Here is a 26850-nt window from a genome sequence, read left to right as displayed (position 1 = left end):
GGCTGGAAAAGTCGTTCGATCAAAAAAGACTGTGAAGTTATAGAGCATTGCGCCAGCGGCGCGTTCCACTTTCTTGCGGGGTTCATACGAGCGGGTTACCGGCTGGCCGCGCGCGGTTGCGAATGACGCCATCGCGGCCTATGGTCCAAGCGAGGTGTTGCCTGCGACTGTCGCATGATGACGCGCCGCAGGTTTGTGTCCATCCAGTACGAATCACTGCAGCGAGGTGACGACATGCCGAACGACTCCCGCCCTGCCGTCCTTGAGCTGATCGGCAATACGCCGCTGGTGCGCGTCAGCCGCTTCGATACCGGCCCGTGTACGCTGTTCCTCAAGCTCGAATCACAAAACCCCGGCGGATCGATCAAGGATCGCATCGGCCTGGCGATGATCGACGCCGCCGAGCGCGATGGTCGCCTGCAACCCGGTGGCACCATCGTCGAGGCCACGGCCGGCAACACCGGCCTGGGCCTGGCCCTTGTCGGCCGCGCCAAGGGTTATCGCGTGGTGTTGGTGGTGCCGGACAAGATGTCGACGGAGAAAGTCCTGCACCTCAAGGCGATGGGCGCCGAAGTGCACATCACCCGTTCCGATGTCGGCAAGGGCCATCCCGAGTATTACCAGGACGTGGCCGCGCGGCTGGCCAAGGAAATTCCCGACGCGTTCTTTGCCGATCAATTCAACAATCCGGCCAACCCTCTGGCGCACGAGTGCAGCACCGCGCCGGAGATCTGGGCACAGACCCAGCATGATGTCGATGCCATCGTCGTCGGCGTCGGTTCAGCCGGCACGCTGACCGGCTTGACCCGGTTCTTTAGCCGCGTGCAGCCAAACCTGGTCATGGTGCTGGCCGACCCGGTGGGCTCGGTGATGGCCGAATACAGCCGCAGCGGCACCCTTGGGACACCCGGTTCGTGGGCGGTGGAGGGCATTGGCGAAGATTTCATTCCCTCGATTGCCGACCTGTCCAGCGTGCGCCACGCGTATTCGATCAGCGACGAGGAAAGCTTCGATCATGCCCGCCAGCTGCTGCGCGCCGAAGGCATTCTCGGCGGATCATCGACCGGCACGTTGCTGGCGGCGGCGTTGCGTTATTGCCGTGAGCAAACCGAGCCGAAGCGGGTCGTGAGTTTTGTCTGTGACACCGGCACCCGCTACCTGTCGAAGGTCTACAACGATCAATGGATGAACGATCAGGGTCTGCTGCAATACAAGCGCTACGGTGATCTTCGCGATTTGATCTCGCGGCGCTTCGAGGACGGGCGGGTGATCAGCGTCGGCCCGGACGACACGTTGCTCACCGCTTTCCAGCGCATGCGCCTGGCCGATGTGTCGCAACTGCCCGTGCTGGTAGAGGGGCAGCGTTTGGTCGGCGTCATCGACGAATCCGACATTTTGCTGGGGGTGCACCAAGACCCATCGCACTTCCGCTTGACCGTCGCCAGCGCCATGACGGGCAAACTGCAAACCTTGCCGGCCGCTGCCAGCCTGGCTGAGCTGCAAGCCGAACTCGACCGTGGGTTGGTGGCGATCATTGCCGATGCCTCGGGCTTCCATGGCCTGATTACCCGCGTTGACCTACTCAATCATTTACGGAGATCTCTTGCATGAGTCAACACGATGAAAACGCTGCGCCACGTGGGTTCGCTACTCGGGTGATTCATGCCGGGCAGACGCCGGACCCTTCCACCGGGGCGCTGATGCCGCCGATTTACGCCAATTCCACCTATTTGCAGCAAAGCCCCGGCGTACACAAAGGCCTCGACTATGGGCGCTCGCACAACCCGACACGTTGGGCGCTGGAGCGCTGCGTGGCGGACCTCGAAGGCGGCACCAAGGCGTTCGCGTTCGCGTCCGGGCTGGCGGCGATCTCCACCGTGCTCGAATTGCTCGATGCCGACTCGCATATCGTCTCGGGCAATGATTTGTATGGCGGGACGTTTCGCCTGTTCGACAAAGTACGCCGGCGCAGCGCCGGGCATCGCTTCAGTTTCGTCGACCTGACGGATCTGGCGGCCTTTGAAGCGGCGCTGCAGGAGGACACGCGGATGGTCTGCGTCGAGACGCCGAGCAATCCGTTGTTGCGCCTGACTGACCTCGAAGCCATCGCGCGCATCTGTCGCCAGCGCGGCATCATTTGTGTGGCCGATAATACCTTTGCGAGCCCGTGGATCCAGCGTCCGCTGGAACTGGGCTTCGATATCGTGGTGCATTCGACCACCAAGTATTTGAACGGTCACTCTGACGTCATTGGTGGCATTGCGGTGGTCGGGCAGAATGCGGAGCTGGGCGAACGGCTGGGCTTTCTGCAAAACGCCGTGGGCGCTATCGCCGGGCCGTTTGACGCCTTCCTCACGTTACGCGGGGTGAAGACCCTGGCGTTGCGCATGGAACGCCACTGCAGCAACGCACTGGCGCTGGCGCAATGGCTGGAGCAACAACCGCAAGTGGCGCGTGTCTACTACCCAGGCCTGCCGTCACATCCGCAGCACGAACTGGCACAACGACAAATGCGCGGTTTTGGCGGCATGATCTCCCTCGACCTGAACTGCGACCTGGCCGGCGCCAAGCGCTTCCTTGAGAACGTGCAAATATTTGCGTTGGCGGAGAGTCTGGGCGGGGTGGAAAGCCTGATCGAGCATCCGGCGATCATGACTCACGCCAGCATCCCCGCCGATACCCGCGCACAACTTGGCATTGGCGATGCGCTGGTGCGGTTGTCCGTGGGCGTTGAGGACGTCGAAGACTTGCGTGCCGATCTGGCACAAGCGCTGGCGCTGATCTGAGTTTCAGCGGACAAAAAAAATCCGGAACCCTTATCGGATTCCGGATTTTCTTGTCGATCCTGGATTAGCTACCCTTGACCGATTTGCCGTTGACCGTGCCGTCGAGGAGCATGATGTTGTACTCCTTGCCGTCGGTTTCAACTTGTTGCAGACGGACCAGCAGGTAATCCCAGTCCTTGGCAAACCACAGGACGGTGATGCGCTTGTTTTGTGTCGGGTCGCGCACACGCTCGACCTTGATTGCATCGATCTTGCCAGCCTTGGTGTCTACTTTTTCAGAGCCCAGCACGCGGAAATCATAGGTGTCGACTTCGTTGCCATCGACTACCTGATAGCTCATGCTTTTCTTGCCGGCGGCGACATCGTGCTGCAAGGCCAACTGGTAAGTGGATTTATCGACCATGCCAGGGTTCAGCGGGACCTTGACTGCGTCACCGCGATCAGTGCCGGTGACCATTTTGGTGGCCCAGTCGAAATCCAGATCAGACTTCTTGGCTTTGCCCAGGCCGCCACGTTCAAAGTGGTAGGTCTGAGGTAGCAGAGTTTCCTTGTCGACGGTCAGGGTGCTTTCTTCAGTCAGGCTGGCGATCATCATCGACGCCTTGAAGCTGAGTTTCCAGACGCCGTTGGCTTCCTTGGTCAGGTTGCGTTCAGCCGTGCCACTCATGGGCAACTGCTTCCAGTCGGCGGTGTAGCTGGCGGAGAAAGGTTGAAGTTCCGAAGCCTGTGCCAGGGGCAGGGCAAACAGAGCGCAAGCGAAGAGCAGGGCGCGACGCATAATATCTCCTAAGTTCGAATCAAGTGGCCGCTGGCCGCGAGTAACTTCCCATCCAGTAAAGCACCTTGTTCGCTGAGTGCTAAGCGACCTTCGGCAAACCAGCGTACTGCCAACGGGTAGATCAGGTGTTCCTGAACGTGGACTCGCTGCGCCAGGCTTTGCGGCGAATCGTGCAACTCTACCGGTATTACTGCCTGTACGACCAGTGGTCCGCCATCGAGTTCCTCGGTGACGAAGTGCACGGAGCAGCCGTGCTCGGTATCGCCGGCCTCCAGCGCGCGCTGATGAGTGTGTAACCCTTTGTATTTGGGCAGCAGCGACGGGTGGATATTCAACAGGCGACCCGCATAGTGGCGCACGAAGTCAGCGCTGAGAATGCGCATGAAACCGGCCAGTACCACGAGTTTGGGATTGAAGGCGTCAATAAGCTCGATCAGCGCGGCATCGAAGGCCTCGCGGCCTTCGAAAGCCTTGTGATCCAGGGCGCGGGTGTCGATACCCGCGTCCTTGGCGCGCTGCAGGCCATAGGCATCGGCGCGGTTGGAAATCACCGCAGCAATGCGGACCGGGCTGTCGCCGGTCCGCGTGCTGTCGATCAAGGCCTGCAAGTTACTGCCGGTGCCGGAGAGCAGCACCACGACATCACAGGTCTTTGACATCAGTGAGCCTTGAGGTTCTTCAGTTCAACCTGGGCCGCGCCTTCGGCAGCGGTGGCGATCTGACCGATGACCCAAGGCTGCTCGCCGGCTTCACGCAAAACGTTCAGCGCGGTTTCAACGTGCTCTTGAGCGACGCAGATGACCATGCCCACGCCGCAGTTCAGCACGCGGTGCATTTCGTTTTCGTCGACGTTGCCTTTCTCTTGCAGCCAGTCGAACACGGCTGGGCGGTTCCAGCTCGCCACGTCAACCACGGCTTGTGCGCCTTTTGGCAGAACGCGCGGGATGTTGTCCAGCAGGCCGCCACCGGTGATGTGGGCCATGGCTTTGACAGCGCCGGTTTCCTTGATCAGCTTGAGCAGCGGCTTCACGTAGATACGGGTCGGGGCCATCAGCAGGTCGGTCAGCGGTTTGCCGTCGAGCTGGATGTTTTCGATGTCGGCACCCGACACTTCGATGATCTTGCGGATCAGCGAGTAGCCGTTGGAGTGCGGGCCGGAAGACGGCAGGGCGAGCAGGGCGTCGCCGGCTGCGACTTTGGAACCGTCGATGATCTCGGATTTTTCCACGACGCCGACGCAGAAACCGGCCAGGTCGTAGTCTTCGCCTTCGTACATGCCCGGCATTTCAGCGGTTTCGCCGCCAACCAGGGAGCAACCGGACAGTTCGCAGCCAGCACCGATGCCGGTGACGACCTGGGTCGCGGTTTCGACGTTGAGTTTGCCGGTAGCGTAGTAGTCGAGGAAGAACAGCGGTTCAGCGCCGCAGACCACCAGGTCGTTCACGCACATGGCCACCAGGTCGATGCCGATGCTGTCGTGCTTGTTCAGGTTCAGGGCCAGGCGCAGCTTGGTGCCCACGCCGTCGGTGCCGGAAACCAGCACAGGCTGCTTGTAGCCAGCCGGGATTTCGCAGAGGGCGCCGAAACCGCCCAGGCCGCCCATGACTTCCGGGCGCGCAGTGCGCTTGGCGACGCTCTTGATGCGTTCGACCAATGCTTCACCGGCGTCGATGTCTACACCGGCGTCCTTGTAGCTCAGGGAGGGTTGCTTGCTCATGATCCAGGCCTTTAGGGGGGATTCAGGGGTAACGACCGAGTCCAGCGGGGGACGCCGAAATCGACGGGGGCGATTGCCTCACGCGAAATTCGATGTGCCCGGCTGTTGCCGGTCTGCGAAGGCGCGCGATTTTATCAGGCTTGAGGGGCAGCGGCCATCCTCACGCCGACGGCAGGGGCATATCCTATTAAAAAAATTGATATTGAGCGTGTTAGTGGGCTGTATAAGGTAACGCGATTAACCGTCTATCGTTATGACAGTGCGAAAACTTATCGCGGCCGTGTGAATGTTTTGCACAGGGAAGTGGTCACAGCCCTGTTCGATCGTCTTCATGCGGTCTGTTCCAGCCGCTCTTGTCGTCAGGAATCTTCCATGCGTTTTTTTTCTAAATTGTTGTGTTTGAGCTGTTTTTCCCTGATCAGCCTCACGAGTCATGCCGAAAACGTGAAAGGCCTTTATCAGGTGCGCGAGCCTGTCACCAGTCAGGCGCCCGCGGAGCGTGATCAAGCGATCCAGCGGGCGCTGGACACGCTGGTGTTGCGTCTGACCGGCGATCCCAAGGCGGTGCAGAGTCCGGGGTTGGCAGCCCTGCGCAAAGATCCGCAGCAAATCATCAGCCAATTTGGTTTTGACGCGGGCCCTCCAGAAGTACTGAAGGTCGATTTTGATCCGAACACTACCGAGCAAGCATTGCGTCGTGCCGGGTTGTCGTTGTGGGGTGCCAATCGACCGTCGATCCTCGGTTGGTGGTTGAACGATGCCACCGAGGGTTCAAGTTTGGTGGGCGATGGCCAGGCCGCCGCTACACCGTTGCGTCGAGCGGCGCAGCACCGTGGTTTGCCGCTGCGTTTGCCGCTGGCGGACCTGAGTGAGCAACTGGTCGCTACGGCGCCCAACCTGGAAGGCACCGACGCAACGCCACTGCGCGGGGTCTCGGAACGTTACAACGCTGACGCCTTGCTCGCCGTGCATGCCCGCGAAGAGGGCGGCCAGTGGCAGGCCAAATGGAATTTGTGGATGGGCGACAAGAAGGAAGCGGGCAACGTACAGGGCGCGGATCAGGCCGCTGTGGCTGACGCTGTGATGCTGGCGGTCAGCGAGCGACTGGCGCCACGGTTTGTTGTCAAGCCGGGCGCTTCTGGCGAGCAATTGCTGGAAGTGCAGGGCATGAACCTGGAGCGCTATGCGGCGCTGGGGCGATTGCTCGACCCTTTTGGCGCGCGTCTGCAAAGTGTTGACGGTGATCGCATTCTTTATCGGGTTAACGGCAGTGCCGAGCAATTGCGCTCGCAGTTGTCGCTGGCGAAGTTGCAGGAAATGCCCGCCGGTGAAGTGCCCGCGCCCGTTGCGCCGGTTCAGCCCGTGGCGCAGGGTGCGACGCCTGCCGCGGCCCCAGCGCCGGCACCGGTGCCGCAATTGCGCTTCCGTTGGTAAGGTTTTCTTTCTTTATATAGATGCATATGGAGTGGTACATGGCCGATACGCGGCGTTGGTTCTGGTTGGGTGGAGTGGTTCTGCTCTGCGCGTTTATCTGGCTGTTGCATCCGATCCTGACACCGTTCCTGGTGGCGTTGCTGCTGGCCTATCTGTTCGATCCGCTGGTGGATCGGCTGGAGAAAGCCGGACTTTCAAGGACGTGGGGCGTGGTGGCGGTGTTCGCACTGTTCACGTTGATTTTCACCACGCTGCTGCTGGTGTTGGTGCCGCTGCTGGCCAGGCAGTTGTTTCGTTTGTATGAGCTGGCGCCGCAAATGCTCGACTGGCTGCAGCACACCGCATTGCCGTGGGCGCAGTCGAAGTTCGGGTTGTCGGAGGGGTTCTGGAAATTCGACAAGCTCAAGGCCGCGATCAGTGAACACATGGGGCAGACCAGCGATATTGTCGGTGTGGTGTTGAGCCAGGCCACAGCGTCCGGTCTTGCATTGATTGGCTGGTTGGCCAATCTGGTGTTGATCCCGGTGGTAAGTTTTTACCTGCTGCGGGACTGGGACCTGATGATGGCAAAAATCCGCAGCCTGCTGCCGCGCGATCGTGAAGAGCGCGTCGTCGAGCTCGCCGGTGAATGTCACGAAGTGCTCGGTGCGTTCGTGCGTGGGCAATTGCTGGTGATGGTGGCTTTGGGCGTGATCTACGCGTCGGGCCTGATGCTGGTGGGGCTGGAGTTGGGGCTGCTGATCGGCCTGATTGCCGGTCTGGCCGCGATCGTGCCGTACATGGGGTTTGTCATCGGGATTGGCGCGGCGTTGATTGCCGGTCTGTTTCAGTTCGGCGGCGAACTGTATCCCATGCTGGGGATCGTCGCGGTGTTTATGGTCGGGCAGGCGCTGGAGGGTATGGTGCTGACGCCATTGCTGGTTGGCGACCGGATTGGCCTGCATCCGGTGGCGGTGATCTTCGCGATTCTGGCAGGGGGAGAATTGTTCGGTTTTACCGGCGTGTTGCTGGCACTGCCGGTGGCGGCGGTGATCATGGTGCTGGTGCGCCATGTACAAGATTTGTATAGGGATTCAGATATGTACGGTGGTGTCGACAAACCTTGATTGCAACGGTTGTCGACGGTTCACAGAGGTCGGCCTGTTTTCGTGCCAGGTCGGCCTGCATCCCGGGTGTGCCAGAGGCCGGTGCTGTCAAAGAAACTGTCATAAAACCGGTGCGTTAACGCAAACCTTTGATTTTGCTTGTGGTCTGTCGCATTGTGCGACCAGCGTCACGGGTATAAACTTCGCAAACTTTACACAGAGGCCACTAACGGTTCCTTTGGAACTGTTCAGTCAGCATGAAACCGATTCAGCTGCCCCTAGGTGTGCGTCTGCGTGATGACGCTACCTTTATCAATTACTACCCTGGCGCCAATGCCGCAGCACTCGGCTATGTCGAGCGGCTATGCGAAGCCGACGCCGGCTGGACCGAAAGCCTGATTTATCTCTGGGGCAAGGACGGGGTAGGGCGTACGCATTTGTTGCAGGCGGCTTGCCTGCGCTTCGAGCAGTTGGGGGAGCCGGCGGTGTACCTGCCGTTGGCCGAGCTGCTGGATCGTGGCATCTCGATTCTCGATAACCTCGAACAATACGAACTGGTCTGCCTGGATGATTTGCAGGCGGTTGCCGGCCGGGCTGATTGGGAAGAGGCACTGTTCCATCTGTTCAATCGGTTGCGTGACAGTGGTCGGCGCTTGCTGATCGCCGCGTCGACATCCCCGCGTGAACTGCCGGTGAAGCTGGCAGACTTGAAGTCTCGCTTGACCCTGGCGCTGATCTTTCAGATGCGTCCACTCTCCGACGAAGACAAATTGCGCGCCTTGCAATTGCGTGCGTCGCGTCGCGGCCTACACCTGACCGATGAAGTCGGCCATTTTATTTTGACTCGCGGTACTCGCAGCATGAGTGCGCTTTTCGAGCTGCTTGAACGTCTCGATCAGGCCTCTCTTCAAGCTCAGCGCAAGCTGACAATCCCCTTCCTGAAGGAAACGCTGGGCTGGTAAAACCAAAGCCTGGCAGGGGTTTCGGCATATTTCAGGCGCCAGGAAATCCGCTTTCCTACAGAGCTGCAGGTTGCGCAAGCGTTTAAAATGGGCTTAAGCGCTTAGATGTTAACGAGAAACCGATAAGTCACATAAAGTTCGATTGAATTTGCAAATGAGGATGATAGCGGGCATAGTCTCGACTTCTTTACAACTATCAGCCACGGTCGTGCCCATGCTAAAGCGCTTCGCACCCCTCGTGCCTCTCGCACTCGTCACCCTGTTGTTCGGTTGCGCTGCTCACTCTCCAGTGTCCCAGCAAGAGCAACAACAGCAGGCTAAAAATTCAGTTACCGCACAATCTTCTTCCGTTCTTTTCCAGGAAGAACTGGCCACCGATAAAGAACTGGCCGACTTTGCCGACGGCAAGGCCTACCAGCTACCGGTTCTGGCCGACAGCATTCTTGAGCGTGGCATGTCCCTGATCGGTACCCGTTACCGTTTCGGCGGCACTTCTGAAGCCGGTTTTGATTGCAGCGGCTTCATCGGTTACCTGTTCCGTGAGGAAGCGGGCATGAACCTGCCTCGTTCTACTCGCGAAATGATCAACGTGGACGCTCCTCTGGTGGCTCGCAGCGCGCTGAAGCCAGGCGATCTGCTGTTCTTCGCGACCAATGGTCGTCGTGGTCGCGTCAGTCACGCCGGGATCTACCTGGGTGACAACCAGTTCATCCACTCCAGCAGCCGCAAAAGCGGTGGCGTCCGGGTCGACAGCCTGGGTGACAGCTACTGGAGCAAGACCTTTATCGAAGCCAAGCGCGCCCTCGCGATGGCACCGACAGTGGTCACCGCTCGCAAGTAAACGTACAAGTTGTAAGGCGAAGTTAAAGTCTTACTTGAAGTTTGCTGCGTAGGCGCTAGAATTCTGATCTTAATGATGGCAAACCGCCTGCGTCACGCGCAGGCGGTTTTCTTTTCTGCACTCCCAGCAGGAAAAAGCCGCAGCCAGATCAGGATGCTCTGCTTATGACGATGTCGGCCCGCCTTGCACTCATGTTCTTCGCAGCGCTGCTCAGCGCCTGCGCCAGCCGCACACCGCCTCCTGCGCCGGTGAATCGCGCGCCGATCGTCTTTGGTTCCTCCCAGGCATCTTCCCCTGAAGCAGAAGAGGTGCTCTTTCGCGCGTTGGGCCTGGTGGGCACGCCTTACCGTTGGGGCGGCAATACGCCGGACTCCGGTTTTGATTGCAGTGGGTTAATCGGCTTTGTCTATCGTGATGCCGCCGGCATTTCCCTGCCGCGTACCACGCACGAGATGATCAGCATGCAAGCCGCCAATGTGGGCAAGGAAGGTCTGCAAACCGGTGATCTCATCTTCTTCGCTACCAATGGCGGTTCTCAGGTGAGCCATGCCGGGATTTACGTGGGCGAGGGCCGCTTCGTTCATGCACCCGCCACGGGCGGCACGGTGAAGCTCGACAGCTTGTCCAAAGCCTATTGGCAACGGGCTTACCTGAGCGCCAAGCGCGTTCTGCAACCCGAGCACTTGGCGCGCAATCCCTAGTCACGCTGCTGCCCCGTGTAGGAGTGAGCCTGCTCGCGATAGCGTTGGGTCAGTCAATATCGATGTGACTGTCCCAACGCTATCGCGAGCAGGCTCACTCCTACAGGGGGTTGGGGGGCGGTTACTTAGCGGCTGACACGCGCCACACCTTGTTCCCGACATCATCCGCCACCAGCAAGCCACCCTGCTGGTCGATCACGACGCCTACCGGCCGACCCATGGCCTCTTCGTCTTTATTGAGAAAATCGGTCAGTACATCGACCGGTTTCCCGGTCGGTTTGCCGCCTGCGAATGGCACGAAGATCACTTTGTAGCCGCTGTGCGGTTTGCGGTTCCACGAACCGTGCTGACCGATAAAGGCCCCTTCCTTGAATTGCGCGGGCAGGCTGGTGCCTTCAGCGAACGTCAGCCCCAGCGATGCCGTGTGCGGACCCACTGCGTAGTCCGGCGCAATGGCCTTGGCCACAAGGTCCGGGTTTTGTGGCTCGACACGAATGTCGACATGTTGACCGTAGTAGCTGAACGGCCAGCCGTAGAACCCGCCATCCTTGACCGAGGTGATGTAGTCCGGCACCAGGTCGCTGCCGATTTCGTCCCGCTCATTGACCGCCGTCCACAGTGCGCCACTGCGGGGCTCCCAGGCCAACCCGTTTGGATTGCGAATGCCTGAAGCGAATATCCGGTGGTTGCCGGTGGCGCGGTCCACTTCCCAGATCGCTGCGCGACCTTCCTCTTGATCCAGGCCGTTTTCACCGACGTTGCTGTTGGAGCCCACCGTGACGTACAGCTTGCGGCCGTCCTTGCTGGCGATGACGTTTTTGGTCCAGTGATGATTCAGAGTGCCTCCCGGCAGATCGACCACCTTGGTCGGCGGTGACTTGATCGCGGTATCACCGTTTTTATAGTGAAAGCGCAGCAAACGGTCGGTGTCGGCCACGTACAGGTCATTGCCGACCAGCGTCATGCCGAAGGGCGAATTGAGGTTTTCCAGGAACACCGTGCGGGTTTCGGCGACGCCGTCGTGGTCCTTGTCACGCAGCAGGGTGATGCGGTTCGGGCTCGGTACTTTGGCGCCGGCACGGCCCATGGCTTTGCCCATGACCCAGCCACGAATGCCTTTGCCGTCATCGGGTTTGGGTGGCGCGCTGGTTTCGGCTACCAGCACGTCGCCGTTGGGTAGCACGTAGAGCCAGCGCGGGTGATCGAGGCCTTCGGCGAAGGCGGCCACTTGAGTGCCGGCAGCGGCAGTAGGTTTCGCGCCCTTCGGCCAGCCGATCGCCGGGGCGATATTCACCGTCGGTATCAGGGTTTTGTTGGGTTCAGGCAGCTTGGGTGACGGGCCGGTGCCGTCGGAGACTTGCAGGGTGGAAGTTTCACCACAGGCGGCAAGCCCTCCGGCGAGCACGATGACGATAGCGAGCGGGGACTTGCGCATGCTGGTCTTCCCTATGATTGCTCTGACTTAATCATAGAGAAGCTTCAGCGTGCGATGGTTCCGTCGATTAGCCGCGGGCTTCCTTGAACAACACGGCAACGCCTGGGTGATAGTTGCCGGCTTCGTTGCGCAACTTGCGATAGGCGTAGGGGAAATACCAGGCGACGGCACAGCAGTGTTCTTTTTGCAGATCGTCGACCATGTCCTGAAGTTCTTCAGGGGTGGCGCTTTGCTGGGCTTTTTGCGGGGCAACGAACAGGCAACCAAGTTTCAGGTCGCTGGCGTAGCTGATTCGTTTGGCGTCGCTGGTGATGTCCTGCAGTGCCTGCGTCAGGTTCAGGCTGTTGACCTTGGGCCAGCGTTGAGTGGCCTGAAGGTAGGCGCGCTCTTCGGCGGTTGCGATAAACAGATCGGCGCGGGCGTTGCGCTCGCCTTCTTCGTTCTGTTTGCGCGTCGACGTGTTTGGCAGCGTGACCATTTCCGCCATCCAGGCTGCTGCGGAGAGCAGGCCGAGGTTGGCTTTTTCATCGTGCCAATAAGGCGAGTCGTTATCACCGCGCACCGTGTTGTAGCGGTCGATACAGTCAAACCAGCGCTCCAGCACCGGCCGCAGGAATTCCAGCTTCGGATTGCTGATGATCATGCCTTGCATGTTGCTCACCCTTGTAATTGTGTTGTTGGGTTTTGTGGCGCTTTGATATCACTGCTGACAGTGTGGTGCAAGATTGGCGTCAGTAAATTGATCGGCGGCAGTATATCGCTCGCCGCAGCTTTGTCTTCATTTGACGCTCCACCCCCAACCCTCTAACCTTCGCGGCTTGTTTCAGGTGCTCTGTGGCAGTGGCCGACAGAGTGAAACAGGGAAGCCGGTGAGTGACTATCGTAAAACGACGAAACGTCACGATCCCGGCGCTGCCCCCGCAACGGTAAATGAGTGAAAACTGCGCCTTGAGCCACTGTGTCTATTGTCGACATGGGAAGGCGCGCAGTCCGGCATCACGCCGCTCATGAGCCCGGAGACCGGCCTGATTCATCCAGCGGCATCACGGTGGGCGATGCCAGGCTTCTTGCCGTCTATTCTTGTGCCCGCCCGCCGTTATCCAGCCTCAACGGAGAGCTCCCCCATGACCGATACCCCTGATCGTGACGAACGCCATTTGGCGCGCATGCAGCGCAAAAAAGCCGTGATCGACGAACGCATTGCCAATTCTCCCAACGAGTGCGGTTTGTTGCTGGTGCTGACCGGCAATGGCAAAGGCAAGAGCAGTTCGGCATTCGGCATGCTTGCCCGGTCCATGGGGCACGGCATGCAGTGCGGCGTGGTGCAATTCATCAAGGGGCGCAACAGCACCGGCGAGGAGCTGTTCTTCCGACGCTTCCCGGAGCAAGTGCGTTTCCATGTCATGGGCGAAGGCTTTACCTGGGAAACCCAGGACCGCCAGCGTGACATTGCCGCCGCCGAAGCTGCCTGGGCGGTGTCCCGCGAATTGCTCAGCGATCCGTCCATTGGTCTGGTGGTGCTGGATGAGCTGAACATCGCGCTCAAGCACGGTTATCTCGATCTCGATCAAGTGCTCAGCGACTTGCAAGCCCGTCCTCCGATGCAACACGTGGTGGTCACCGGTCGCGGTGCCAAGCCGGAAATGATCGAACTGGCCGACACCGTCACCGAAATGGGTGTGATCAAGCACGCGTTCCAGGCCGGGATCAAAGCGCAAAAAGGCGTCGAGCTGTGAATCAGCCACGTTGTTGCCCGGCGGTACTGATTGCCGCCCCGGCTTCCGGTCAGGGCAAGACCACCGTCACTGCCGCGCTGGCCCGTTTGCATCGCAATCAGGGGCGCAAGGTGCGTGTGTTCAAATGCGGTCCGGACTTTCTTGACCCGATGATCCTCGAGCGCGCCAGCGGTGCGCCGGTGTATCAATTGGACATGTGGATGGTCGGCGAGCAGGAAAGTCGGCGACTGCTGTGGGAAGCCGCTGCTGAAGCCGACTTGATCCTGATCGAAGGTGTCATGGGGCTGTTCGACGGCACGCCGTCCAGCGCCGACCTGGCGCGGCACTTCGGAGTGCCGGTGCTCGCGGTGATCGACGGCACTGCCATGGCGCAGACCTTCGGTGCACTGGCGTTAGGGCTGGCGCGCTATCAAGCGGATTTGCCGTTTGCCGGTGTATTGGCCAACCGCGTGGGCACGCTGCGCCATGCGCAATTGCTTGAAGGCAGCCTGACCGAAGGCTTGCGTTGGTACGGTGCGTTGTCGCGGGAAACCGGGATCGAGTTGCCGAGCCGTCATCTGGGGCTGGTGCAGGCCAGCGAGTTGAATGATTTGGACTTGCGTCTCGACGCGGCAGCCGATGCGCTGGCCAGCAGCTGTGAAGTGGCATTGCCGCCGGCGGTAGAGTTTGCCGCCCCGGATGTGATCGTTGCCGAGCCGTTGCTCGCGGACGTGCGCATTGCGGTGGCCCGTGACGAAGCGTTCGCCTTCACTTACGGCGCGAGCCTGGATTTGCTGCGAGTCATGGGCGCCGAGCTGTCGTTCTTCTCGCCGATCCGCGACCGCCAATTACCGGACGCCGACAGCCTCTACCTGCCGGGCGGTTATCCCGAATTGCATCATGTCGCACTGTCACAGAACACCCCGATGCTCAACGCAATCCGTGCGCACCATGCGGCCGGTAAACCGTTGTTGGCCGAGTGCGGCGGCATGCTGTACTTGCTCGACTCGTTGACCGATGTCGAGGGCACTCGTGCAGAGCTGGTCGGTTTGTTGAAAGGGGACGCGGTGATGCAAAAGCGTCTGGCCGCGTTGGCTTTGCAAGCGGTCGAACTGCCTGAAGGTTCGCTGCGCGGCCACACGTATCACCACTCCCTGACCAGCACCGAGCTTGAGCCTATCGCGCGCGGCCTCAGTCCGAACGGCGGTCGCGGCGCCGAGGCGGTTTATCGTGAGGGGCGGATGACCGCGTCGTACGTGCACTTCTATTTTCCATCCAATCCATCGGCCATTGCCGCGCTGTTTGCGCCGGACCTTGAGGCCGACTTGCTCGCGAAGCGGCCATGAGCGACAACGCTTTTTCAGATGCCGAACGCGCAGCGGTCTATCGCGCCATCGGCGAACGCCGCGACATGCGTCACTTCAGTGGCGGCACGGTCGAGCCCGAGCTGCTGCGACGCCTGCTCGAAGCGGCGCATCAGGCCCCTAGTGTCGGCCTGATGCAGCCCTGGCGTTTCATCCGCATCAGCGACCGAGACTTGCGCGACAAGATCCAGTTGCTGGTGGAAGAAGAGCGCGTGCGCACCGCCGAAGCCCTCGGCGAGCGCACCGACGAATTCATGAAGCTCAAGGTCGAAGGCATCAATGACTGTGCCGAAGTGCTGGTCGCCGCGCTGATGGACGATCGCGAGCGCCACATCTTCGGGCGTCGCACCTTGCCGGAAATGGACATGGCCTCGCTGTCCTGCGCCATCCAGAACTTATGGCTGGCTTCGCGCGCGGAAGGTCTGGGCATGGGCTGGGTGTCGCTGTTCGAGCCGCAAGCGCTGGCGGACCTGCTGGGTCTGCCGGCCGGGGCCAAGCCGCTGGCGGTTCTTTGTCTGGGGCCGGTCAAGGAATTCTATCCGGCGCCGATGCTGGTACTCGAAGGTTGGGCGCAAGCGCGCCCGCTGAGTGAGTTGCTGTATGAAAATTATTGGGGAGTGAGTCAATGAGTGTGGCGTTATTGAGTGTCGCCGCGGTTGCGCTGGACGCGCTGCTGGGTGAACCCAAACGCTGGCATCCGCTGGTGGCGTTCGGTCGTTTTGCCGATCGCATCGAGCAACGTTTCAATTCCGCCGGGCGCGGCTGGCGCAGTCATGGCGTCACGGCGTGGGTGATGGCTGTGTTGCCGCTGACCTTGCTGGCGACGGCATTGTCCTGGGCGCCTTATATTGGCTGGGTCGTCGAGATTCTTGCGTTGTATTGTGCCCTTGGTCTGCGCAGCCTCGGTGAACACGTCGAGCCGGTGGCCAAAGCGCTGCGCAGTGATGATCTGGAAGAGGCGCGCAAGCGTGTCGGGTATCTGGTCAGCCGCCAGACCAGTGAACTGGATAAGACTGAAGTCGCCCGCGCGGCCACCGAATCGGTGCTGGAGAACGGCAGCGATGCGGTGTTCGCCGCGTTGTTCTGGTTTGCCGTGGCCGGCGCACCGGGCGTGGTGCTCTACCGTTTGAGCAATACGCTGGACGCGATGTGGGGTTATCGCAATGAACGCTTTGAACGATTCGGCTGGGCGGCGGCGAAGATCGACGACATCCTCAACTACATTCCGGCACGTCTGGTGGCGTTGACCTACGCGCTGCTGGGTAAAACCCGTCTGGCGTTGAAATGCTGGCGCACGCAAGGCCCTACCTGGGACAGCCCGAATGCCGGCCCGGTCATGGCGGCGGGTGCTGGTGCATTGGGTGTCGAGTTGGGCGGAGCGGCGATTTATCACGGTGAACTGCATCAGCGTCCGCAACTGGGCGAAGGTGTGCCGGCGGATGCCGACTCCATTGAACGTGGCTGGCAATTGGTCCAGCGCGGGGTATGGTTGTGGTTACTGATTCTCTGCGTAGGGGCTGAATTCTATGCTTGAGCACGGCGGCCGGTTGCGCAAGGCGGCGCTCGAATACGGCATCGCGGAAACCGATTGGCTCGACCTGTCCACCGGTCTGGCGCCGTGGCCTTTTCCGATCCCGGATATCGAGCCGCGCGCCTGGGCCCGTTTACCGGAAAACGATGACGGCCTGGAGCAGGCGGCCTGCGACTATTACAGTGCAGCGCACGCGCTGCCGGTGGCTGGTTCGCAAATGGCTATCCAACTGCTGCCGCGTTTGCGCCGTGCCGGTAAGGTCGGGGTGCTGTCGCCGTGTTACGCCGAGCACGCCGAAGCCTGGCGGCGCTGTGGTTATATCGTGCGCGAAGTGCTGGAGCAGGAAGTCGACTTCTTTCTCGACAGCCTTGACGTGCTGGTAGTGGTCAACCCCAACAACCCGACTGGCCTGAGCCTGACGCCAGGCCGTCTGCTCGACTGGCACACTCGACTGGCGTCGCGCGGTGGTTGGCTGGTGGTGGACGAAGCGTTCATGGACAACACGCCGCAGCTGAGCCTGGCACCGTTTACTCATCAGGTTGGCTTGATCGTGTTGCGTTCGTTTGGCAAGTTTTTTGGCCTGGCCGGTGTGCGGCTGGGGTTTGTGCTGGCAGAACGCAAGTTGCTCAAATTGCTCGCCGAGCAAGTCGGGCCCTGGGCCGTCAGTGGACCAACCCGGGTGATTGGCCGAGCGTGTTTGCTGGACACCGAAGGGCACGCCCGCCAGCGCCATCGCAGCGAGGAGGCCAGCGAGCGTCTGGCGCGGCTGCTTGAACAGCAGGGCTTTAAATCTCAGGGGGGATGCGCTTTGTTTCAGTGGTTGATCACCGAACAGGCTGAGCAACTGCATGAGTTCATGGCGCGGCAGGGCATTTTGCTGCGGTTGTTTGCTCACAACAGCAGCCTGCGTTTTGGCTTGCCCGCCGACGAAGCGGACTGGGCGCGCCTCAAGCAAGCCTTCGAAGCCTACGCCAAGGAAACAAAATGACGACGTTGATGGTGCAGGGCACCACGTCCGACGCCGGTAAAAGCACGCTGGTGACGGCGCTGTGTCGCTGGGTGACCCGCCACGGCGTGCGCGTCGTGCCGTTCAAGCCGCAGAACATGGCGCTCAATAGCGCGGTGACCGCTGACGGTGGCGAAATCGGTCGCGCGCAAGCCGTGCAAGCCCAGGCCGCCAACCTCGAACCCCACACCGACATGAACCCGGTGCTGCTCAAACCCAACAGCGACACCGGCGCCCAAGTGATCATCCATGGTCGCGCCGTCACCACGATGAACGCGGTCGCCTATCACGACTACAAAACCATCGCCATGCAAGCGGTGCTGGCTTCTCACGAACGCTTGAGTGCGGCGTATCCGGTGGTGATGGTCGAAGGCGCGGGCTCGCCGGCCGAGATCAATCTGCGTGCCGGCGATATCGCCAACATGGGCTTCGCCGAAGCGGTGGATTGCCCGGTGGTGCTGATTGCCGACATCAATCGCGGCGGGGTTTTCGCGCATCTGGTGGGCACGCTGGAACTGCTGTCACCGACTGAACAGGCGCGGGTCAAAGGTTTCATCATCAACCGTTTTCGTGGCGACCTCGCCTTGCTGCAGCCGGGGTTGGACTGGCTGGAAGCGCGCACCGGCAAACCGGTGATCGGCGTGCTGCCCTACGTGATGGACTTGCACCTGGAGGCTGAAGACGGCATCGATCAGCGCCAGACCGACAAGGCTGACCATGTGCTCAAAGTGGTGGTGCCGGTGCTACCGCGCATCAGCAACCACACCGATTTCGATCCGTTGCGCCTGCATCCGCAAGTGGACCTGCAATTCATCGGCCCCGGCCAGGCGATTCCACCGGCCGACCTGATCATCCTGCCGGGCTCGAAAAGCGTACGCAGCGACCTCGCGTACCTGCGGGCCAATGGCTGGGAAACGGCGATCCGTCGTCATCTGCGTTACGGCGGTAAAGTGCTGGGGATTTGCGGAGGACTGCAAATGCTCGGTGAACAGGTGCATGACCCGCTGRGCCTTGAAGGCGCACCGGGCTCCAGCGCTGGCCTGGGGTTGCTGGCGTTCCAGACCCAACTCGAAGAAGAGAAACAATTGCGCAATGTGCGCGGTCGCCTGGCCCTGGAAGATGCAGTGGTCAGCGGCTATGAAATCCATGCGGGCGTAACCACCGGGCCGGCGTTGGAAAACGCGGCCGTGCAGTTGGACGATGGTCGCTGCGATGGCGCGCAAAGTGCCGATGGACAGATTTTCGGCACCTACCTGCATGGCCTGTTTGAATCGCCGGCAGCGTGCGGTGCGTTGTTGCGTTGGGCCGGTTTGCAGCAGGTGCAGGACGTCGATTACCACGCCTTGCGCGAGCGCGATATCGAACGGCTGGCGGATCTGGTGGAGAAGCATCTGGATACCGGGCTGTTGCGAGAGCTCTGCGGGTTTTGAGCTGAGTTAGAGGCCGCCATCGCGGGCAAGCCCGCTCCCACAGGTTGTGTGGGAGGGCAAGAAATCTGCGAACAGGCTCGATCCTTGTGGGAGCGGGCTTGCCCGCGATGAGGCCCCCAACGACACCGATGATTTAAAGGAATGAACATGCTGCAACTAATCCTCGGCGGCGCCCGCTCCGGCAAGAGCCGTCTGGCTGAAAAACTGGCGACAGACAGCCAACTGGCCGTGACCTACATCGCCACCAGCCAACCACTGGACGGCGAAATGAACGACCGCGTCGCCCATCACCGTGCCCGTCGTCCCGCCGAATGGGCCTTGATCGAAGAACCGGTCGAACTCGCCCGCGTCCTGCGCGAAACCGCCAGTGCCAACCGTTGCCTGCTGGTGGATTGCCTGACGCTGTGGATGACCAATCTGCTGATGCTCGACGACGCCGAACGTCTCAACGCTGAACGCGAAGCCCTGTTGGACTGCCTGGCCTCGTTGCCGGGTGAAATCATTTTTGTCAGCAACGAAACCGGAATGGGTGTCGTGCCGCTGGGCGAATTGACTCGCCGCTACGTCGATGAAGCCGGTTGGCTGCATCAAGCTCTGGCCGAGCGCTGCCAACGTGTCGTCCTGACCGTCGCCGGCCTGCCCCTGACTCTGAAAGGAACTGCGTTATGACTCAATCCTGGTGGCTGAACCCGTGCAAGTCGATCGATGCGCACGCCATCGAACAGGCTGTGGCGCGTCAACAGCAGCTGACCAAACCGGCCGGCTCGCTTGGCCGACTGGAATCGGTGGCGGTGCAATTGGCCGGATTGCAGGGGCAGCTCAAACCCAGTCTGGATCAACTGTGGATCGCGATTTTTGCCGGTGACCATGGTGTCGTGGCGGAAGGCGTGTCGGCGTTTCCTCAGGAAGTCACCGGGCAAATGCTCCACAACTTCGTCACCGGTGGCGCAGCGATCAGCGTGTTGGCGCGGCAATTGGGCGCGTCCCTGGAAGTGGTTGATCTGGGTACGGTGACGCCGACGCTGAATCTGTCGGGTGTGCGTCATCTGAACATTGGCCCCGGTACGGCGAATTTCGTCAAAGGCCCGGCCATGACCGCAGCCCAGGGTGAACTCGCCTTGCACGCCGGTCGTGACAGCGTGCGGCGCGCCCTCGCGGCAGGAGCGCAGTTGTTCATCGGCGGCGAAATGGGCATTGGCAACACCACTGCAGCCAGTGCGTTGGCCTGTGCCTTGCTCGATTGCCCGGTAGCGCATCTGGCCGGGCCGGGCACCGGTCTGGACGCGGCGGGTGTCAATCACAAAGCCCAGGTTATCGAGCGTGCGTTGGCGCTTCACAGTGCTCAGCGCGGGGACGTTTTGCAGACGTTGTTCAATCTGGGCGGCTTTGAAATAGCCGCGCTGGTGGGGGCGTACCTGGCGTGTGCGCAAGAAGGTGTGGCCGTGCTGGTAGACGGATTCATTTGCAGCGTCGCGGCATTGGTGGCGGTGCGTTTGAACCCCGAGTGTCGGCCGTGGTTGTTGTTTGGCCATCGGGGTGCCGAGCCGGGCCATCGCCATGTACTGGAAAGCCTGAACGCCGAACCTCTGTTGGACCTGGGCCTGCGACTGGGCGAGGGTAGCGGTGCCGCGTTGGCCGTGCCGTTGTTGCGTCTGGCTTGCGATCTGCACGGGCAGATGGCGACCTTCGCCGAAGCGGCGGTTGCGGATCGTCCGGTATGACGTTGCGTCTGGACGTGTTGCGCCATGGTGAGACCGAACTCGGTGGCGGGTTGCGCGGCAGTCTCGACGACGCGCTGACCGCCAAGGGCTGGGAGCAGATGCGCGCGGCGGTGATCGAGCAGGGGCCGTGGGACCGCTTGGTCAGTTCGCCGTTGCAGCGTTGTGCTCGGTTTGCGCAAGAGCTCGGTGCGCAACTGGGTTTGCCGGTGCAATTGGAGAAAGACCTGCAAGAACTGCACTTCGGTTCATGGGAAGGGCAGAGCGCAGCGGCGTTGATGGACACCGATGCCGAGGCGTTGGGGCTGTTCTGGGCTGATCCCTATTCGTTTACACCGCCGGATGGCGAGCGGGTGGCAGATTTTTCCGTTCGGGTATTGGCGGCCATCGAACGCCTGTCCGTGGCCTACGCTGGTGAGCGGGTTTTGTTGATCAGCCATGGTGGCGTCATGCGTTTGTTGCTGGCGCAAGCGCGCGGGTTGCCTCGGGAGCAGTTGCTCAATGTCGAAGTCGCTCATGGCGCGTTGTTTTCGTTGAGTGTCGAGGCCGGCGTCATTCTCAAGGAAGCGAACTGAACATGCTGCCGTTCTGGATCGCCCTGCAATTTTTGAGCAGTCTGCCGATTCGTCTGCCCGGCATGCCGACGCCAGAGGAATTGGGGCGGTCGCTGCTGTTTTATCCGTTGGTGGGGCTGCTGTTCGGTGTGGTTCTGTGGGCATTGAACTGGCTGTTGCTGGGCACGCCATTATTGCTGCATGCCGCGTTGTTGCTGACCGTTTGGGTATTGCTCAGCGGCGGGTTGCACCTGGACGGTCTGGCCGATAGCGCCGACGCATGGCTGGGTGGCTTCGGTGACCGTGAGCGCACACTGACGATTATGAAGGACCCGCGCAGCGGCCCGATTGCCGTGGTGACGCTGGTGTTGGTGCTGCTGCTGAAGTTCGCCGCATTGCTGGCGTTGATCGAGCAGCCGCACAGTATTTTCCTGGTCATCGTTCCGCTAATCGGCCGCAGCGCGATGCTGGGTTTATTCCTGACCACGCCGTACGTGCGCGCTGGCGGGTTGGGGCAAGCGCTGGCCGATCATCTGCCGCGATTGGCCGGTAAGCAGGTGTTGGCGGTCAGCGCATTGGCCTGTGTATTGATCGCGGGTCTGAGCGGTGTCGTCGCGGTAGTTTTAGCGGCGGTGGTGTTCGCCTGCTTACGGCGGCAAATGGTGCGGCGATTGGGTGGTACGACTGGCGACACCGCCGGCGCACTCCTGGAATTGCTGGAAGTGGCGGTGCTGGTGGGCTTGGCGATCTTCTAATCTTCCCACATCATGTAACTTGATTTAACACAACCACGGGTATATACACGCACCATGCTCGACTCCCAATGTTTATGCATCAACCTGCGTCGCGCCGCCCGTGGCGTCAGCAGGCATTACGACGGCGCTCTGGACGGCTTCGGAATCAACGTTGCCCAGTATTCTTTGCTGTGTAATTTGCAACGACTGGATCAACCGAGTATTTCCACCCTGGCCGAGGCCATGGGCCTGGACCGCAGCACCTTGGGGCGCAATTTGCGCGTGCTTGAAGGCGAAGGGCTGGTAGCGCTGGCCGAAGGCGAGGACATGCGCAATCGCATTGTTCGCCTGACCGAGGCCGGTGCCGAACGTCTGAAGGCCGCCTTGCCCGCCTGGGAGGCCGCGCAACAGCGGTTGGTGGACCGCCTGGGGGCCGAGAAACGTGAAACCTTGCTGCGACTGCTGGACGAACTGGCGTAAGGCCGGTTTTTCCGATCTTAAGCGGGTATATACCCGCTACCGGAGAATAAGAAATGACATCGATGTGGCGTACTTGCGGTTGGGTGTTATTGGGGAGTGCGCTGATCCTTGCGTTGTCATTGGGCGTGCGGCACGGCTTCGGACTGTTTCTGGCGCCGATGAGCGCGGAGTTCGGCTGGGGGCGTGAGACATTTGCGTTTGCCATCGCCTTGCAAAATCTGATCTGGGGCCTGGCGCAGCCCTTCACCGGCGCGCTGGCCGACCGTTTTGGCGCGGCGAAAGTGGTGCTGGTCGGTGGCGTGCTGTATGCGCTGGGCCTGGTGTTCATGGGCTTGTCCGATTCCGCCGTGACCCTGTCCCTGAGCGCCGGCCTGCTGATCGGCATCGGTCTGTCGGGCACCTCGTTCTCGGTGATCCTCGGCGTGGTGGGGCGTGCGGTGCCGCCCGAGAAGCGCAGCATGGGCATGGGTATCGCCAGTGCCGCCGGTTCGTTCGGTCAGTTCGCGATGTTGCCGGGCACGCTGGGCTTGATCGGCTGGCTCGGCTGGTCCGCCGCGTTGCTGGTGCTCGGCCTGTTGGTGGCGTTGATCGTGCCGCTGGTGAGCATGCTCAAGGACAAGCCGCTGCCGACGCTCGGCCATGAACAAACCCTCAGCGAAGCGCTGCGTGAAGCCTGTTCCCATTCTGGTTTCTGGCTGCTGGCGTTCGGCTTTTTCGTTTGCGGTTTCCAGGTGGTGTTCATCGGCGTGCATTTGCCGGCGTATCTGGTGGATCAGCACCTGCCGGCGACGGTCGGCACGACGGTGCTGGCGCTGATCGGGTTGTTCAACATCTTCGGCACCTACACCGCAGGCTGGCTTGGCGGGCGCATGTCAAAACCGCGCTTGCTCACCGGTTTGTACTTGCTGCGGGCGGTGGTGATTGCGCTGTTCCTGTGGGCGCCGGTCACCACGACCACGGCATACCTGTTCGGCATGGCCATGGGTTTCCTGTGGTTGTCGACCGTGCCGTTGACCAACGGCACCGTGGCGACCTTGTTCGGTGTCCGAAATCTGTCCATGCTCGGCGGGATTGTTTTCCTGTTTCACCAGCTCGGCTCGTTTCTGGGCGGCTGGTTGGGCGGGGTGGTGTACGACCGAACCGGGAGTTACGACTTGATCTGGCAAGTGGCAATTCTTTTGAGCCTGCTGGCCGCTGCCCTCAACTGGCCAGTGCGTGAGCGGCCGGTAGCGCGGTTGCAATCACAAATGAGTGCGATATGAACAGTCTGTGGCCGCGGATCGCTGTAGCGGCCGTCTGCGCCTTATTGCTGGCGTTGTCATGGTGGGGCTGGCATCAGGGCGGGCTCGCGTTGATGCAGTTGGGCATGGGTGCTTGCTAGCGAACGGCGAGGGCGAGTAACGTCGTTTTTGACGACTTATCAAGGATGCACCGACATGCTGATGCGCTGGATTGCAGTCCCCGTGTTACTGGTGACATCTGCCGGGCTGGCCTGTGCGGCCGAGTGCCCGGAGCTGTTGCAAGGATCATTGCAAAAGCTGCGCGCCAAGGAATCCATCGACCTGTGCCAACGGTTTGAAGGCAAGCCGTTGGTAGTGGTCAATACCGCGAGCTTCTGCGGTTTCGCCCCGCAGTTCAAAAGCCTCGAGGCGCTGAATCAGCGTTATAAAGGGCAGGGACTGGAAGTGCTGGGTGTTCCGTCCAATGACTTCAAGCAGGAGTCCAAGGACGGGGCCGAGACTGCCAAGGTCTGCTATGTGAATTACGGCGTGACCTTCACCATGACCGAACCGCAGTCAGTACGTGGCGCTGATGCGACCCACCTGTTCAAAGTGCTGGCCGAGCAGAGCAGTGCGCCGAAATGGAATTTCTACAAATACGTGGTTGATCGCAAAGGCAACGTCATCGCCAACTTTTCTAGCCTGACCAAACCCGACGATCCCGAGTTCATCGCCGCGGTGGAGCAAGCCCTGGCTTCCCAACCCTGATCGATGCCCAGTAAAAAGCCCCGCCTCTGTTACCAGAGAGCGGGGCTTTTTTGATTCAGCCGGCGAGTGGTTCAGGTTCGCCGTGAATCATCAGAAGCGGTAGGTCGCGCCGAGACCGAAACCGTTTGCACTGTTTTCGTACTTGGCGTTGTAGGTCTGGCCACGGTCGTTGGAGTTGTTGATCTTGACCGACTCTTCACGCAGGTACGAATACGCCACGTCGATGGTCAGGTCGTTGGTTGGGCTCCAGCCAGCGCCCAGGCTGAACGCCTTGCGATCGCCCGTCGGGATGCGTGGGGAGCGGTCGGCGTTGTTGGTCGGTGCCTGGTCAACGGACAGACCGCCACGCAGTACCCATTCCTTGTTCAGCTGATAGGACGCTCCGATGGCGGAAGCCCAGGTGTCGTGCCAGTTCTGTTCTTCGGTGATGGTACCGAATTGGCCGTTCAGAACGGTTGGAACACCACTGTTTTCGACGGTGATGTCTTTCAGGCGGCTCCAGCGAGTCCAGGTGCTGCCTGCGTACAGAGTCCACTTGTCGTCGAGCTGGTGAGTAACCGAGAAGTCCACCGATTCAGGCGTGGTCACGTCCAGCGAAGCGTCGTATTTCTGATTCGGGTTCTGGCCGATCAGGCCCAGCACGCCGTAGTTGACCTTGGTGTTGCCTTCGAGCTTGTACTTCACTTTCGAGTGGTAAGTCAGGCCGACGCGCGTGCTGTCGGTGGCTTGAACCAGCACGCCGATGTTGTAGCCCAGCGCGGTGTCGTCACCGGTGATCTTGACCTTGCCGTCTGGTGCAGCCTGGGTGATCGACAGGTTCGATTCCAGGGTGCCGTCGATGCGGTTGATGGTCGGGCCGAAACCGATGGAAACCTTGTCGTTGAAGGCATAGCTGACAGTCGGTTGCAGAGTGGCGATTTTTACTTCGCTCTTGCTACCGAAGTAACGACCGGCAAAGTTGTTTTCGTAGTCGGTTACCAGACCGAACGGCGCGTACACGCCAATACCGAAGGCCCAGTGGTCGTCGATTGGCTTGACGTAGTAGCCCATAGGTACGGCGATGAACGGTACCATGTCGCCGTCGTTGCTGCCGCCGTTCGGGAAGGAGCTTGCGTGGCTGATGTCAGTGTGTGCGTCGATCATCGCAACACCGCCAGTGACTTGTTCACGCTTGATGCGGGACATGCCGGCAGGGTTGCCAAAAATTGTACTTGCGTCATCGGCAGCGGAAGATCGCCCGGCAAAACCTGTACCCATCCCGCTAATGCTTTGTTCGTTAATGGCGAAGCCACTTGCAAAGATCTGGGTGGATGCCAGGGTAACGGCGAGGCTAAGGGTAGTTTTGAGCATTACTTTTTTCATTATTAGAACTCCTGGTGATCACCGGGGCGAAAACTACCAACATTTTCGTCCCAGCGCTATAGGCTGTATGGCTTGAGTTAGAGCGGTTTTGTAGGACAATCCGACCAGATTCGCGACCGGTTGCACGATCTTTCAGAACTGGTGGGTCAGCAAGCGACCTGATTCAGTGGTGAAACACAAGTTTGCCAGGCGCAGGTGAAGTCGCGCAGGCGTCCTTGAGGCTGAAAGGTCTGACGCCAGATGCGGGCCATGCCCAACAAGTCATCGGCGGCGGGGAGGGGCGTGTTCTGTTCTTCTACCAGCAGCCAGGCGATGGCGGTGGCGTAACGCAGGTTAACGGTCAATTCCAGGTGCGGCCCACTGAGAAAGGCATGTTGGCTGGCCAGGCCGCGCACGAGGCTCGCGCGTTCGGGGTCCAGGGCCAGGTAATGATCCCAGAGTGCCTGGTGGCGGGGTTCGGCGATTCGGTAGAGGCCGTGGCCACGGCGGTCATGCAGGGCGGAACCAAGGGCAGACTGGCTGGCGGCGATGCCCAGCAGCAGGGATTCGGCAGTTGCGCTATGGCGTCCGAGGTAAATCAGTGTCGGACGAATCACATAACGGCACAGTTCGCTGGCAGCGATACCCATAAAGCCCTCGAAACATGAAGTGGGCGGCGATACCTGAAGGGGCATTGGCAGCGGTGGATCGAATCAGGCTCGCCGGAAGCGGATCACGCCGCTTGAGTTGAAGTGTAGTGTCATATTCGCGTTGTAAAGGACTGTTTTTAAAATATTTCCAGCTTCGAGTTATAACCGTTATATCGGTTAGTGCTTAGCCGCTGGGGGTGAAAAGAGAAATAACGGGTAATAAAAAGCCCCGCTTTTTGAGCAGGGCTTTTCGGTTTTTCAGTCTTTCTGGCGTCTCAGGCGATCAATGCCTGGCGGGTACGCTCGATCACGGCCTGCAGCGGCTCTGCGCTGGAGTATTGATCGGGGTACAGGCGTTCGCTGTGACGAGCGATGCCGTGTTCGTTGACCAGGGTGAAACTGAAGCAGCCTTTGCGAGCGGCCATGATCAGGCAGTTCATTGGTGCAAAAGCGTTGGTTAGGGTGCGGATGGCATCCTGAGTGTGGATTTGAGTGGACATAGTGTTGGTGTTCCTACAAGCGACACGGATAAGAGCCGTGCAAAATTAAAACGTTCCAGTGACGACGACCACCGTTGGTCGAACGAAGAACCCGACTGGA

Annotated in this window: 29 protein-coding genes and 1 riboswitch; of the genes, 21 read left to right on the top strand and 8 right to left on the bottom strand. The window is 60.5% G+C overall.

What is annotated here, in order from left to right; translation table 11 throughout:
• Positions 1 to 234 precede the first annotated feature (234 nt).
• On the top strand, positions 235 to 1611 hold the full coding sequence (locus AC1D2P_RS03015; protein WP_046032901.1) for a pyridoxal-phosphate dependent enzyme: 1377 nt from the start codon (positions 235 to 237) through the stop codon (positions 1609 to 1611).
• Complete coding sequence (locus tag AC1D2P_RS03010) at positions 1608 to 2786, top strand: trans-sulfuration enzyme family protein (protein ID WP_109786443.1); 1179 nt, start codon at positions 1608 to 1610, stop codon at positions 2784 to 2786. Before AC1D2P_RS03015 ends, AC1D2P_RS03010 begins: the two co-directional genes overlap by 4 nt.
• Before the next feature lie 64 nt (positions 2787 to 2850).
• Here the strand turns inward: AC1D2P_RS03010 and AC1D2P_RS03005 are convergent, their stop codons facing one another.
• Genes AC1D2P_RS03005 through purM form a run of 3 tightly spaced genes read right to left on the bottom strand, consistent with a single transcriptional unit; the run spans position 2851 to position 5281 of the window.
• A complete protein-coding gene (locus tag AC1D2P_RS03005; RefSeq protein WP_046032903.1) occupies positions 2851 to 3564 on the bottom strand; it encodes a DUF3108 domain-containing protein in 714 nt (237 codons plus the stop codon).
• A gap of 8 nt (positions 3565 to 3572) precedes the next feature.
• On the bottom strand, positions 3573 to 4223 hold the full coding sequence (gene purN / locus AC1D2P_RS03000; protein ID WP_046032904.1) for a phosphoribosylglycinamide formyltransferase: 651 nt from the start codon (positions 4221 to 4223) through the stop codon (positions 3573 to 3575).
• Complete coding sequence (gene purM, locus AC1D2P_RS02995) at positions 4223 to 5281, bottom strand: phosphoribosylformylglycinamidine cyclo-ligase (RefSeq protein WP_008033526.1); 1059 nt, start codon at positions 5279 to 5281, stop codon at positions 4223 to 4225. Before purM ends, purN begins: the two co-directional genes overlap by 1 nt.
• A gap of 372 nt (positions 5282 to 5653) precedes the next feature.
• Between purM and AC1D2P_RS02990 the strand changes: the two genes are divergently transcribed.
• The 5 genes from AC1D2P_RS02990 (at position 5654) to AC1D2P_RS02970 (ending at position 10304) form a co-directional block, all read left to right on the top strand.
• Positions 5654 to 6715: a DUF2066 domain-containing protein gene (locus AC1D2P_RS02990; RefSeq protein ID WP_477758462.1), complete on the top strand. Its 1062-nt coding sequence runs from the start codon at positions 5654 to 5656 to the stop codon at positions 6713 to 6715.
• Positions 6716 to 6753: 38 nt separating this feature from the next.
• Positions 6754 to 7821 (top strand): AI-2E family transporter, encoded by a 1068-nt coding sequence (locus tag AC1D2P_RS02985; RefSeq protein WP_046032906.1) that lies wholly within the window; start codon positions 6754 to 6756, stop codon positions 7819 to 7821.
• Positions 7822 to 8057: 236 nt separating this feature from the next.
• A complete protein-coding gene (gene hda / locus AC1D2P_RS02980) occupies positions 8058 to 8762 on the top strand; it encodes a DnaA regulatory inactivator Hda (protein WP_010456804.1) in 705 nt (234 codons plus the stop codon).
• Positions 8763 to 8976: 214 nt separating this feature from the next.
• Positions 8977 to 9603: a C40 family peptidase gene (locus AC1D2P_RS02975; RefSeq protein WP_046032907.1), complete on the top strand. Its 627-nt coding sequence runs from the start codon at positions 8977 to 8979 to the stop codon at positions 9601 to 9603.
• A gap of 164 nt (positions 9604 to 9767) precedes the next feature.
• Positions 9768 to 10304, top strand: a complete 537-nt coding sequence (locus tag AC1D2P_RS02970; RefSeq protein WP_046032908.1) for a C40 family peptidase — start codon at positions 9768 to 9770, stop codon at positions 10302 to 10304.
• 121 nt (positions 10305 to 10425) lie between these two features.
• On the opposite strand, the gene AC1D2P_RS02965 is transcribed toward AC1D2P_RS02970, so the two are convergent.
• A complete protein-coding gene (locus AC1D2P_RS02965) occupies positions 10426 to 11739 on the bottom strand; it encodes a PQQ-dependent sugar dehydrogenase (RefSeq protein WP_477758461.1) in 1314 nt (437 codons plus the stop codon).
• A gap of 67 nt (positions 11740 to 11806) precedes the next feature.
• Positions 11807 to 12391, bottom strand: coding sequence for a hypothetical protein (locus AC1D2P_RS02960; RefSeq protein ID WP_077430638.1), 585 nt, complete (start codon positions 12389 to 12391; stop codon positions 11807 to 11809).
• A gap of 156 nt (positions 12392 to 12547) precedes the next feature.
• A riboswitch (cobalamin riboswitch) is annotated at positions 12548 to 12782 on the top strand.
• Between the two features lie 81 nt (positions 12783 to 12863).
• Between AC1D2P_RS02960 and cobO the strand changes: the two genes are divergently transcribed.
• The 14 genes from cobO (at position 12864) to AC1D2P_RS02890 (ending at position 24259) form a co-directional block, all read left to right on the top strand.
• Positions 12864 to 13475 (top strand): cob(I)yrinic acid a,c-diamide adenosyltransferase, encoded by a 612-nt coding sequence (gene cobO, locus AC1D2P_RS02955; RefSeq protein ID WP_027922439.1) that lies wholly within the window; start codon positions 12864 to 12866, stop codon positions 13473 to 13475.
• Positions 13472 to 14800 carry a cobyrinate a,c-diamide synthase gene (locus AC1D2P_RS02950; RefSeq protein WP_477758460.1) on the top strand — a complete coding sequence of 443 codons (1329 nt, stop codon included), beginning with the start codon at positions 13472 to 13474 and terminating at the stop codon, positions 14798 to 14800. Before cobO ends, AC1D2P_RS02950 begins: the two co-directional genes overlap by 4 nt.
• Complete coding sequence (gene bluB, locus AC1D2P_RS02945) at positions 14797 to 15447, top strand: 5,6-dimethylbenzimidazole synthase (protein WP_046032912.1); 651 nt, start codon at positions 14797 to 14799, stop codon at positions 15445 to 15447. The genes AC1D2P_RS02950 and bluB overlap by 4 nt, the downstream gene beginning before the upstream one ends.
• Positions 15444 to 16352, top strand: coding sequence for an adenosylcobinamide-phosphate synthase CbiB (cbiB, locus tag AC1D2P_RS02940; RefSeq protein WP_477758459.1), 909 nt, complete (start codon positions 15444 to 15446; stop codon positions 16350 to 16352). Before bluB ends, cbiB begins: the two co-directional genes overlap by 4 nt.
• Entirely contained in the window at positions 16345 to 17337 is a 993-nt protein-coding gene (cobD, locus tag AC1D2P_RS02935) for a threonine-phosphate decarboxylase CobD (RefSeq protein WP_223524147.1), read from the top strand. The genes cbiB and cobD overlap by 8 nt, the downstream gene beginning before the upstream one ends.
• Positions 17334 to 18785: a cobyric acid synthase gene (locus tag AC1D2P_RS02930; RefSeq protein ID WP_477811301.1), complete on the top strand. Its 1452-nt coding sequence runs from the start codon at positions 17334 to 17336 to the stop codon at positions 18783 to 18785. Before cobD ends, AC1D2P_RS02930 begins: the two co-directional genes overlap by 4 nt.
• 147 nt (positions 18786 to 18932) lie before the next feature.
• Positions 18933 to 19454, top strand: coding sequence for a bifunctional adenosylcobinamide kinase/adenosylcobinamide-phosphate guanylyltransferase (gene cobU / locus AC1D2P_RS02925; protein WP_223524141.1), 522 nt, complete (start codon positions 18933 to 18935; stop codon positions 19452 to 19454).
• Positions 19451 to 20506 (top strand): nicotinate-nucleotide--dimethylbenzimidazole phosphoribosyltransferase, encoded by a 1056-nt coding sequence (cobT, locus tag AC1D2P_RS02920; RefSeq protein WP_477758458.1) that lies wholly within the window; start codon positions 19451 to 19453, stop codon positions 20504 to 20506. Before cobU ends, cobT begins: the two co-directional genes overlap by 4 nt.
• The gene (gene cobC / locus AC1D2P_RS02915) at positions 20503 to 21078 is read left to right on the top strand and encodes an alpha-ribazole phosphatase family protein (RefSeq protein ID WP_477758457.1); all 576 of its coding nucleotides are present in this window, start codon (positions 20503 to 20505) and stop codon (positions 21076 to 21078) included. Before cobT ends, cobC begins: the two co-directional genes overlap by 4 nt.
• A 2-nt stretch (positions 21079 to 21080) precedes the next feature.
• Entirely contained in the window at positions 21081 to 21812 is a 732-nt protein-coding gene (locus AC1D2P_RS02910) for an adenosylcobinamide-GDP ribazoletransferase (RefSeq protein WP_223524132.1), read from the top strand.
• Between the two features lie 54 nt (positions 21813 to 21866).
• A complete protein-coding gene (locus AC1D2P_RS02905; protein ID WP_046032920.1) occupies positions 21867 to 22271 on the top strand; it encodes a MarR family winged helix-turn-helix transcriptional regulator in 405 nt (134 codons plus the stop codon).
• Positions 22272 to 22324: 53 nt separating this feature from the next.
• Positions 22325 to 23533, top strand: a complete 1209-nt coding sequence (locus tag AC1D2P_RS02900) for an MFS transporter (protein WP_109786451.1) — start codon at positions 22325 to 22327, stop codon at positions 23531 to 23533.
• Entirely contained in the window at positions 23530 to 23652 is a 123-nt protein-coding gene (locus AC1D2P_RS02895; protein WP_007977581.1) for a hypothetical protein, read from the top strand. Before AC1D2P_RS02900 ends, AC1D2P_RS02895 begins: the two co-directional genes overlap by 4 nt.
• A 55-nt stretch (positions 23653 to 23707) precedes the next feature.
• Complete coding sequence (locus AC1D2P_RS02890) at positions 23708 to 24259, top strand: glutathione peroxidase (RefSeq protein ID WP_109786452.1); 552 nt, start codon at positions 23708 to 23710, stop codon at positions 24257 to 24259.
• A gap of 90 nt (positions 24260 to 24349) precedes the next feature.
• On the opposite strand, the gene AC1D2P_RS02885 is transcribed toward AC1D2P_RS02890, so the two are convergent.
• The 3 genes from AC1D2P_RS02885 to AC1D2P_RS02875 all read right to left on the bottom strand — a co-directional run bounded on the left by AC1D2P_RS02885 (position 24350) and on the right by AC1D2P_RS02875 (position 26750).
• Complete coding sequence (locus AC1D2P_RS02885; RefSeq protein WP_109786453.1) at positions 24350 to 25621, bottom strand: OmpP1/FadL family transporter; 1272 nt, start codon at positions 25619 to 25621, stop codon at positions 24350 to 24352.
• A 146-nt stretch (positions 25622 to 25767) separates the two neighbouring features.
• Complete coding sequence (locus AC1D2P_RS02880; RefSeq protein WP_046032924.1) at positions 25768 to 26250, bottom strand: hypothetical protein; 483 nt, start codon at positions 26248 to 26250, stop codon at positions 25768 to 25770.
• A gap of 275 nt (positions 26251 to 26525) precedes the next feature.
• Complete coding sequence (locus AC1D2P_RS02875; protein ID WP_019407963.1) at positions 26526 to 26750, bottom strand: hypothetical protein; 225 nt, start codon at positions 26748 to 26750, stop codon at positions 26526 to 26528.
• Between the last annotated feature and the right edge of the window lie 100 nt (positions 26751 to 26850).

This window comes from Pseudomonas sp. P1_F1_2, from assembly GCF_056405815.1.
This window is presented reverse-complemented; position numbering and strand designations above follow the sequence as displayed.

Excerpts from the sequence above, each read along its gene's own strand:
- AC1D2P_RS03015 (WP_046032901.1), top strand. The coding sequence starts at position 235 with ATGCCGAACGACTCCCGCCCTGCCGTCCTTGAGCTGATCGGCAATACG.
- AC1D2P_RS03010 (WP_109786443.1), top strand. The coding sequence starts at position 1,608 with ATGAGTCAACACGATGAAAACGCTGCGCCACGTGGGTTCGCTACTCGG.
- AC1D2P_RS03005 (WP_046032903.1), bottom strand. The coding sequence starts at position 3,564 with ATGCGTCGCGCCCTGCTCTTCGCTTGCGCTCTGTTTGCCCTGCCCCTG.
- purN (WP_046032904.1), bottom strand. The coding sequence starts at position 4,223 with ATGTCAAAGACCTGTGATGTCGTGGTGCTGCTCTCCGGCACCGGCAGT.
- purM (WP_008033526.1), bottom strand. The coding sequence starts at position 5,281 with ATGAGCAAGCAACCCTCCCTGAGCTACAAGGACGCCGGTGTAGACATC.
- AC1D2P_RS02990 (WP_477758462.1), top strand. The coding sequence starts at position 5,654 with ATGCGTTTTTTTTCTAAATTGTTGTGTTTGAGCTGTTTTTCCCTGATC.
- AC1D2P_RS02985 (WP_046032906.1), top strand. The coding sequence starts at position 6,754 with ATGGCCGATACGCGGCGTTGGTTCTGGTTGGGTGGAGTGGTTCTGCTC.
- hda (WP_010456804.1), top strand. The coding sequence starts at position 8,058 with ATGAAACCGATTCAGCTGCCCCTAGGTGTGCGTCTGCGTGATGACGCT.
- AC1D2P_RS02975 (WP_046032907.1), top strand. The coding sequence starts at position 8,977 with ATGCTAAAGCGCTTCGCACCCCTCGTGCCTCTCGCACTCGTCACCCTG.
- AC1D2P_RS02970 (WP_046032908.1), top strand. The coding sequence starts at position 9,768 with ATGACGATGTCGGCCCGCCTTGCACTCATGTTCTTCGCAGCGCTGCTC.
- AC1D2P_RS02965 (WP_477758461.1), bottom strand. The coding sequence starts at position 11,739 with ATGCGCAAGTCCCCGCTCGCTATCGTCATCGTGCTCGCCGGAGGGCTT.
- AC1D2P_RS02960 (WP_077430638.1), bottom strand. The coding sequence starts at position 12,391 with ATGCAAGGCATGATCATCAGCAATCCGAAGCTGGAATTCCTGCGGCCG.
- cobO (WP_027922439.1), top strand. The coding sequence starts at position 12,864 with ATGACCGATACCCCTGATCGTGACGAACGCCATTTGGCGCGCATGCAG.
- bluB (WP_046032912.1), top strand. The coding sequence starts at position 14,797 with ATGAGCGACAACGCTTTTTCAGATGCCGAACGCGCAGCGGTCTATCGC.
- cbiB (WP_477758459.1), top strand. The coding sequence starts at position 15,444 with ATGAGTGTGGCGTTATTGAGTGTCGCCGCGGTTGCGCTGGACGCGCTG.
- cobD (WP_223524147.1), top strand. The coding sequence starts at position 16,345 with ATGCTTGAGCACGGCGGCCGGTTGCGCAAGGCGGCGCTCGAATACGGC.
- cobU (WP_223524141.1), top strand. The coding sequence starts at position 18,933 with ATGCTGCAACTAATCCTCGGCGGCGCCCGCTCCGGCAAGAGCCGTCTG.
- cobT (WP_477758458.1), top strand. The coding sequence starts at position 19,451 with ATGACTCAATCCTGGTGGCTGAACCCGTGCAAGTCGATCGATGCGCAC.
- cobC (WP_477758457.1), top strand. The coding sequence starts at position 20,503 with ATGACGTTGCGTCTGGACGTGTTGCGCCATGGTGAGACCGAACTCGGT.
- AC1D2P_RS02910 (WP_223524132.1), top strand. The coding sequence starts at position 21,081 with ATGCTGCCGTTCTGGATCGCCCTGCAATTTTTGAGCAGTCTGCCGATT.
- AC1D2P_RS02905 (WP_046032920.1), top strand. The coding sequence starts at position 21,867 with ATGCTCGACTCCCAATGTTTATGCATCAACCTGCGTCGCGCCGCCCGT.
- AC1D2P_RS02900 (WP_109786451.1), top strand. The coding sequence starts at position 22,325 with ATGACATCGATGTGGCGTACTTGCGGTTGGGTGTTATTGGGGAGTGCG.
- AC1D2P_RS02895 (WP_007977581.1), top strand. The coding sequence starts at position 23,530 with ATGAACAGTCTGTGGCCGCGGATCGCTGTAGCGGCCGTCTGCGCCTTA.
- AC1D2P_RS02890 (WP_109786452.1), top strand. The coding sequence starts at position 23,708 with ATGCTGATGCGCTGGATTGCAGTCCCCGTGTTACTGGTGACATCTGCC.
- AC1D2P_RS02885 (WP_109786453.1), bottom strand. The coding sequence starts at position 25,621 with ATGAAAAAAGTAATGCTCAAAACTACCCTTAGCCTCGCCGTTACCCTG.
- AC1D2P_RS02880 (WP_046032924.1), bottom strand. The coding sequence starts at position 26,250 with ATGGGTATCGCTGCCAGCGAACTGTGCCGTTATGTGATTCGTCCGACA.
- AC1D2P_RS02875 (WP_019407963.1), bottom strand. The coding sequence starts at position 26,750 with ATGTCCACTCAAATCCACACTCAGGATGCCATCCGCACCCTAACCAAC.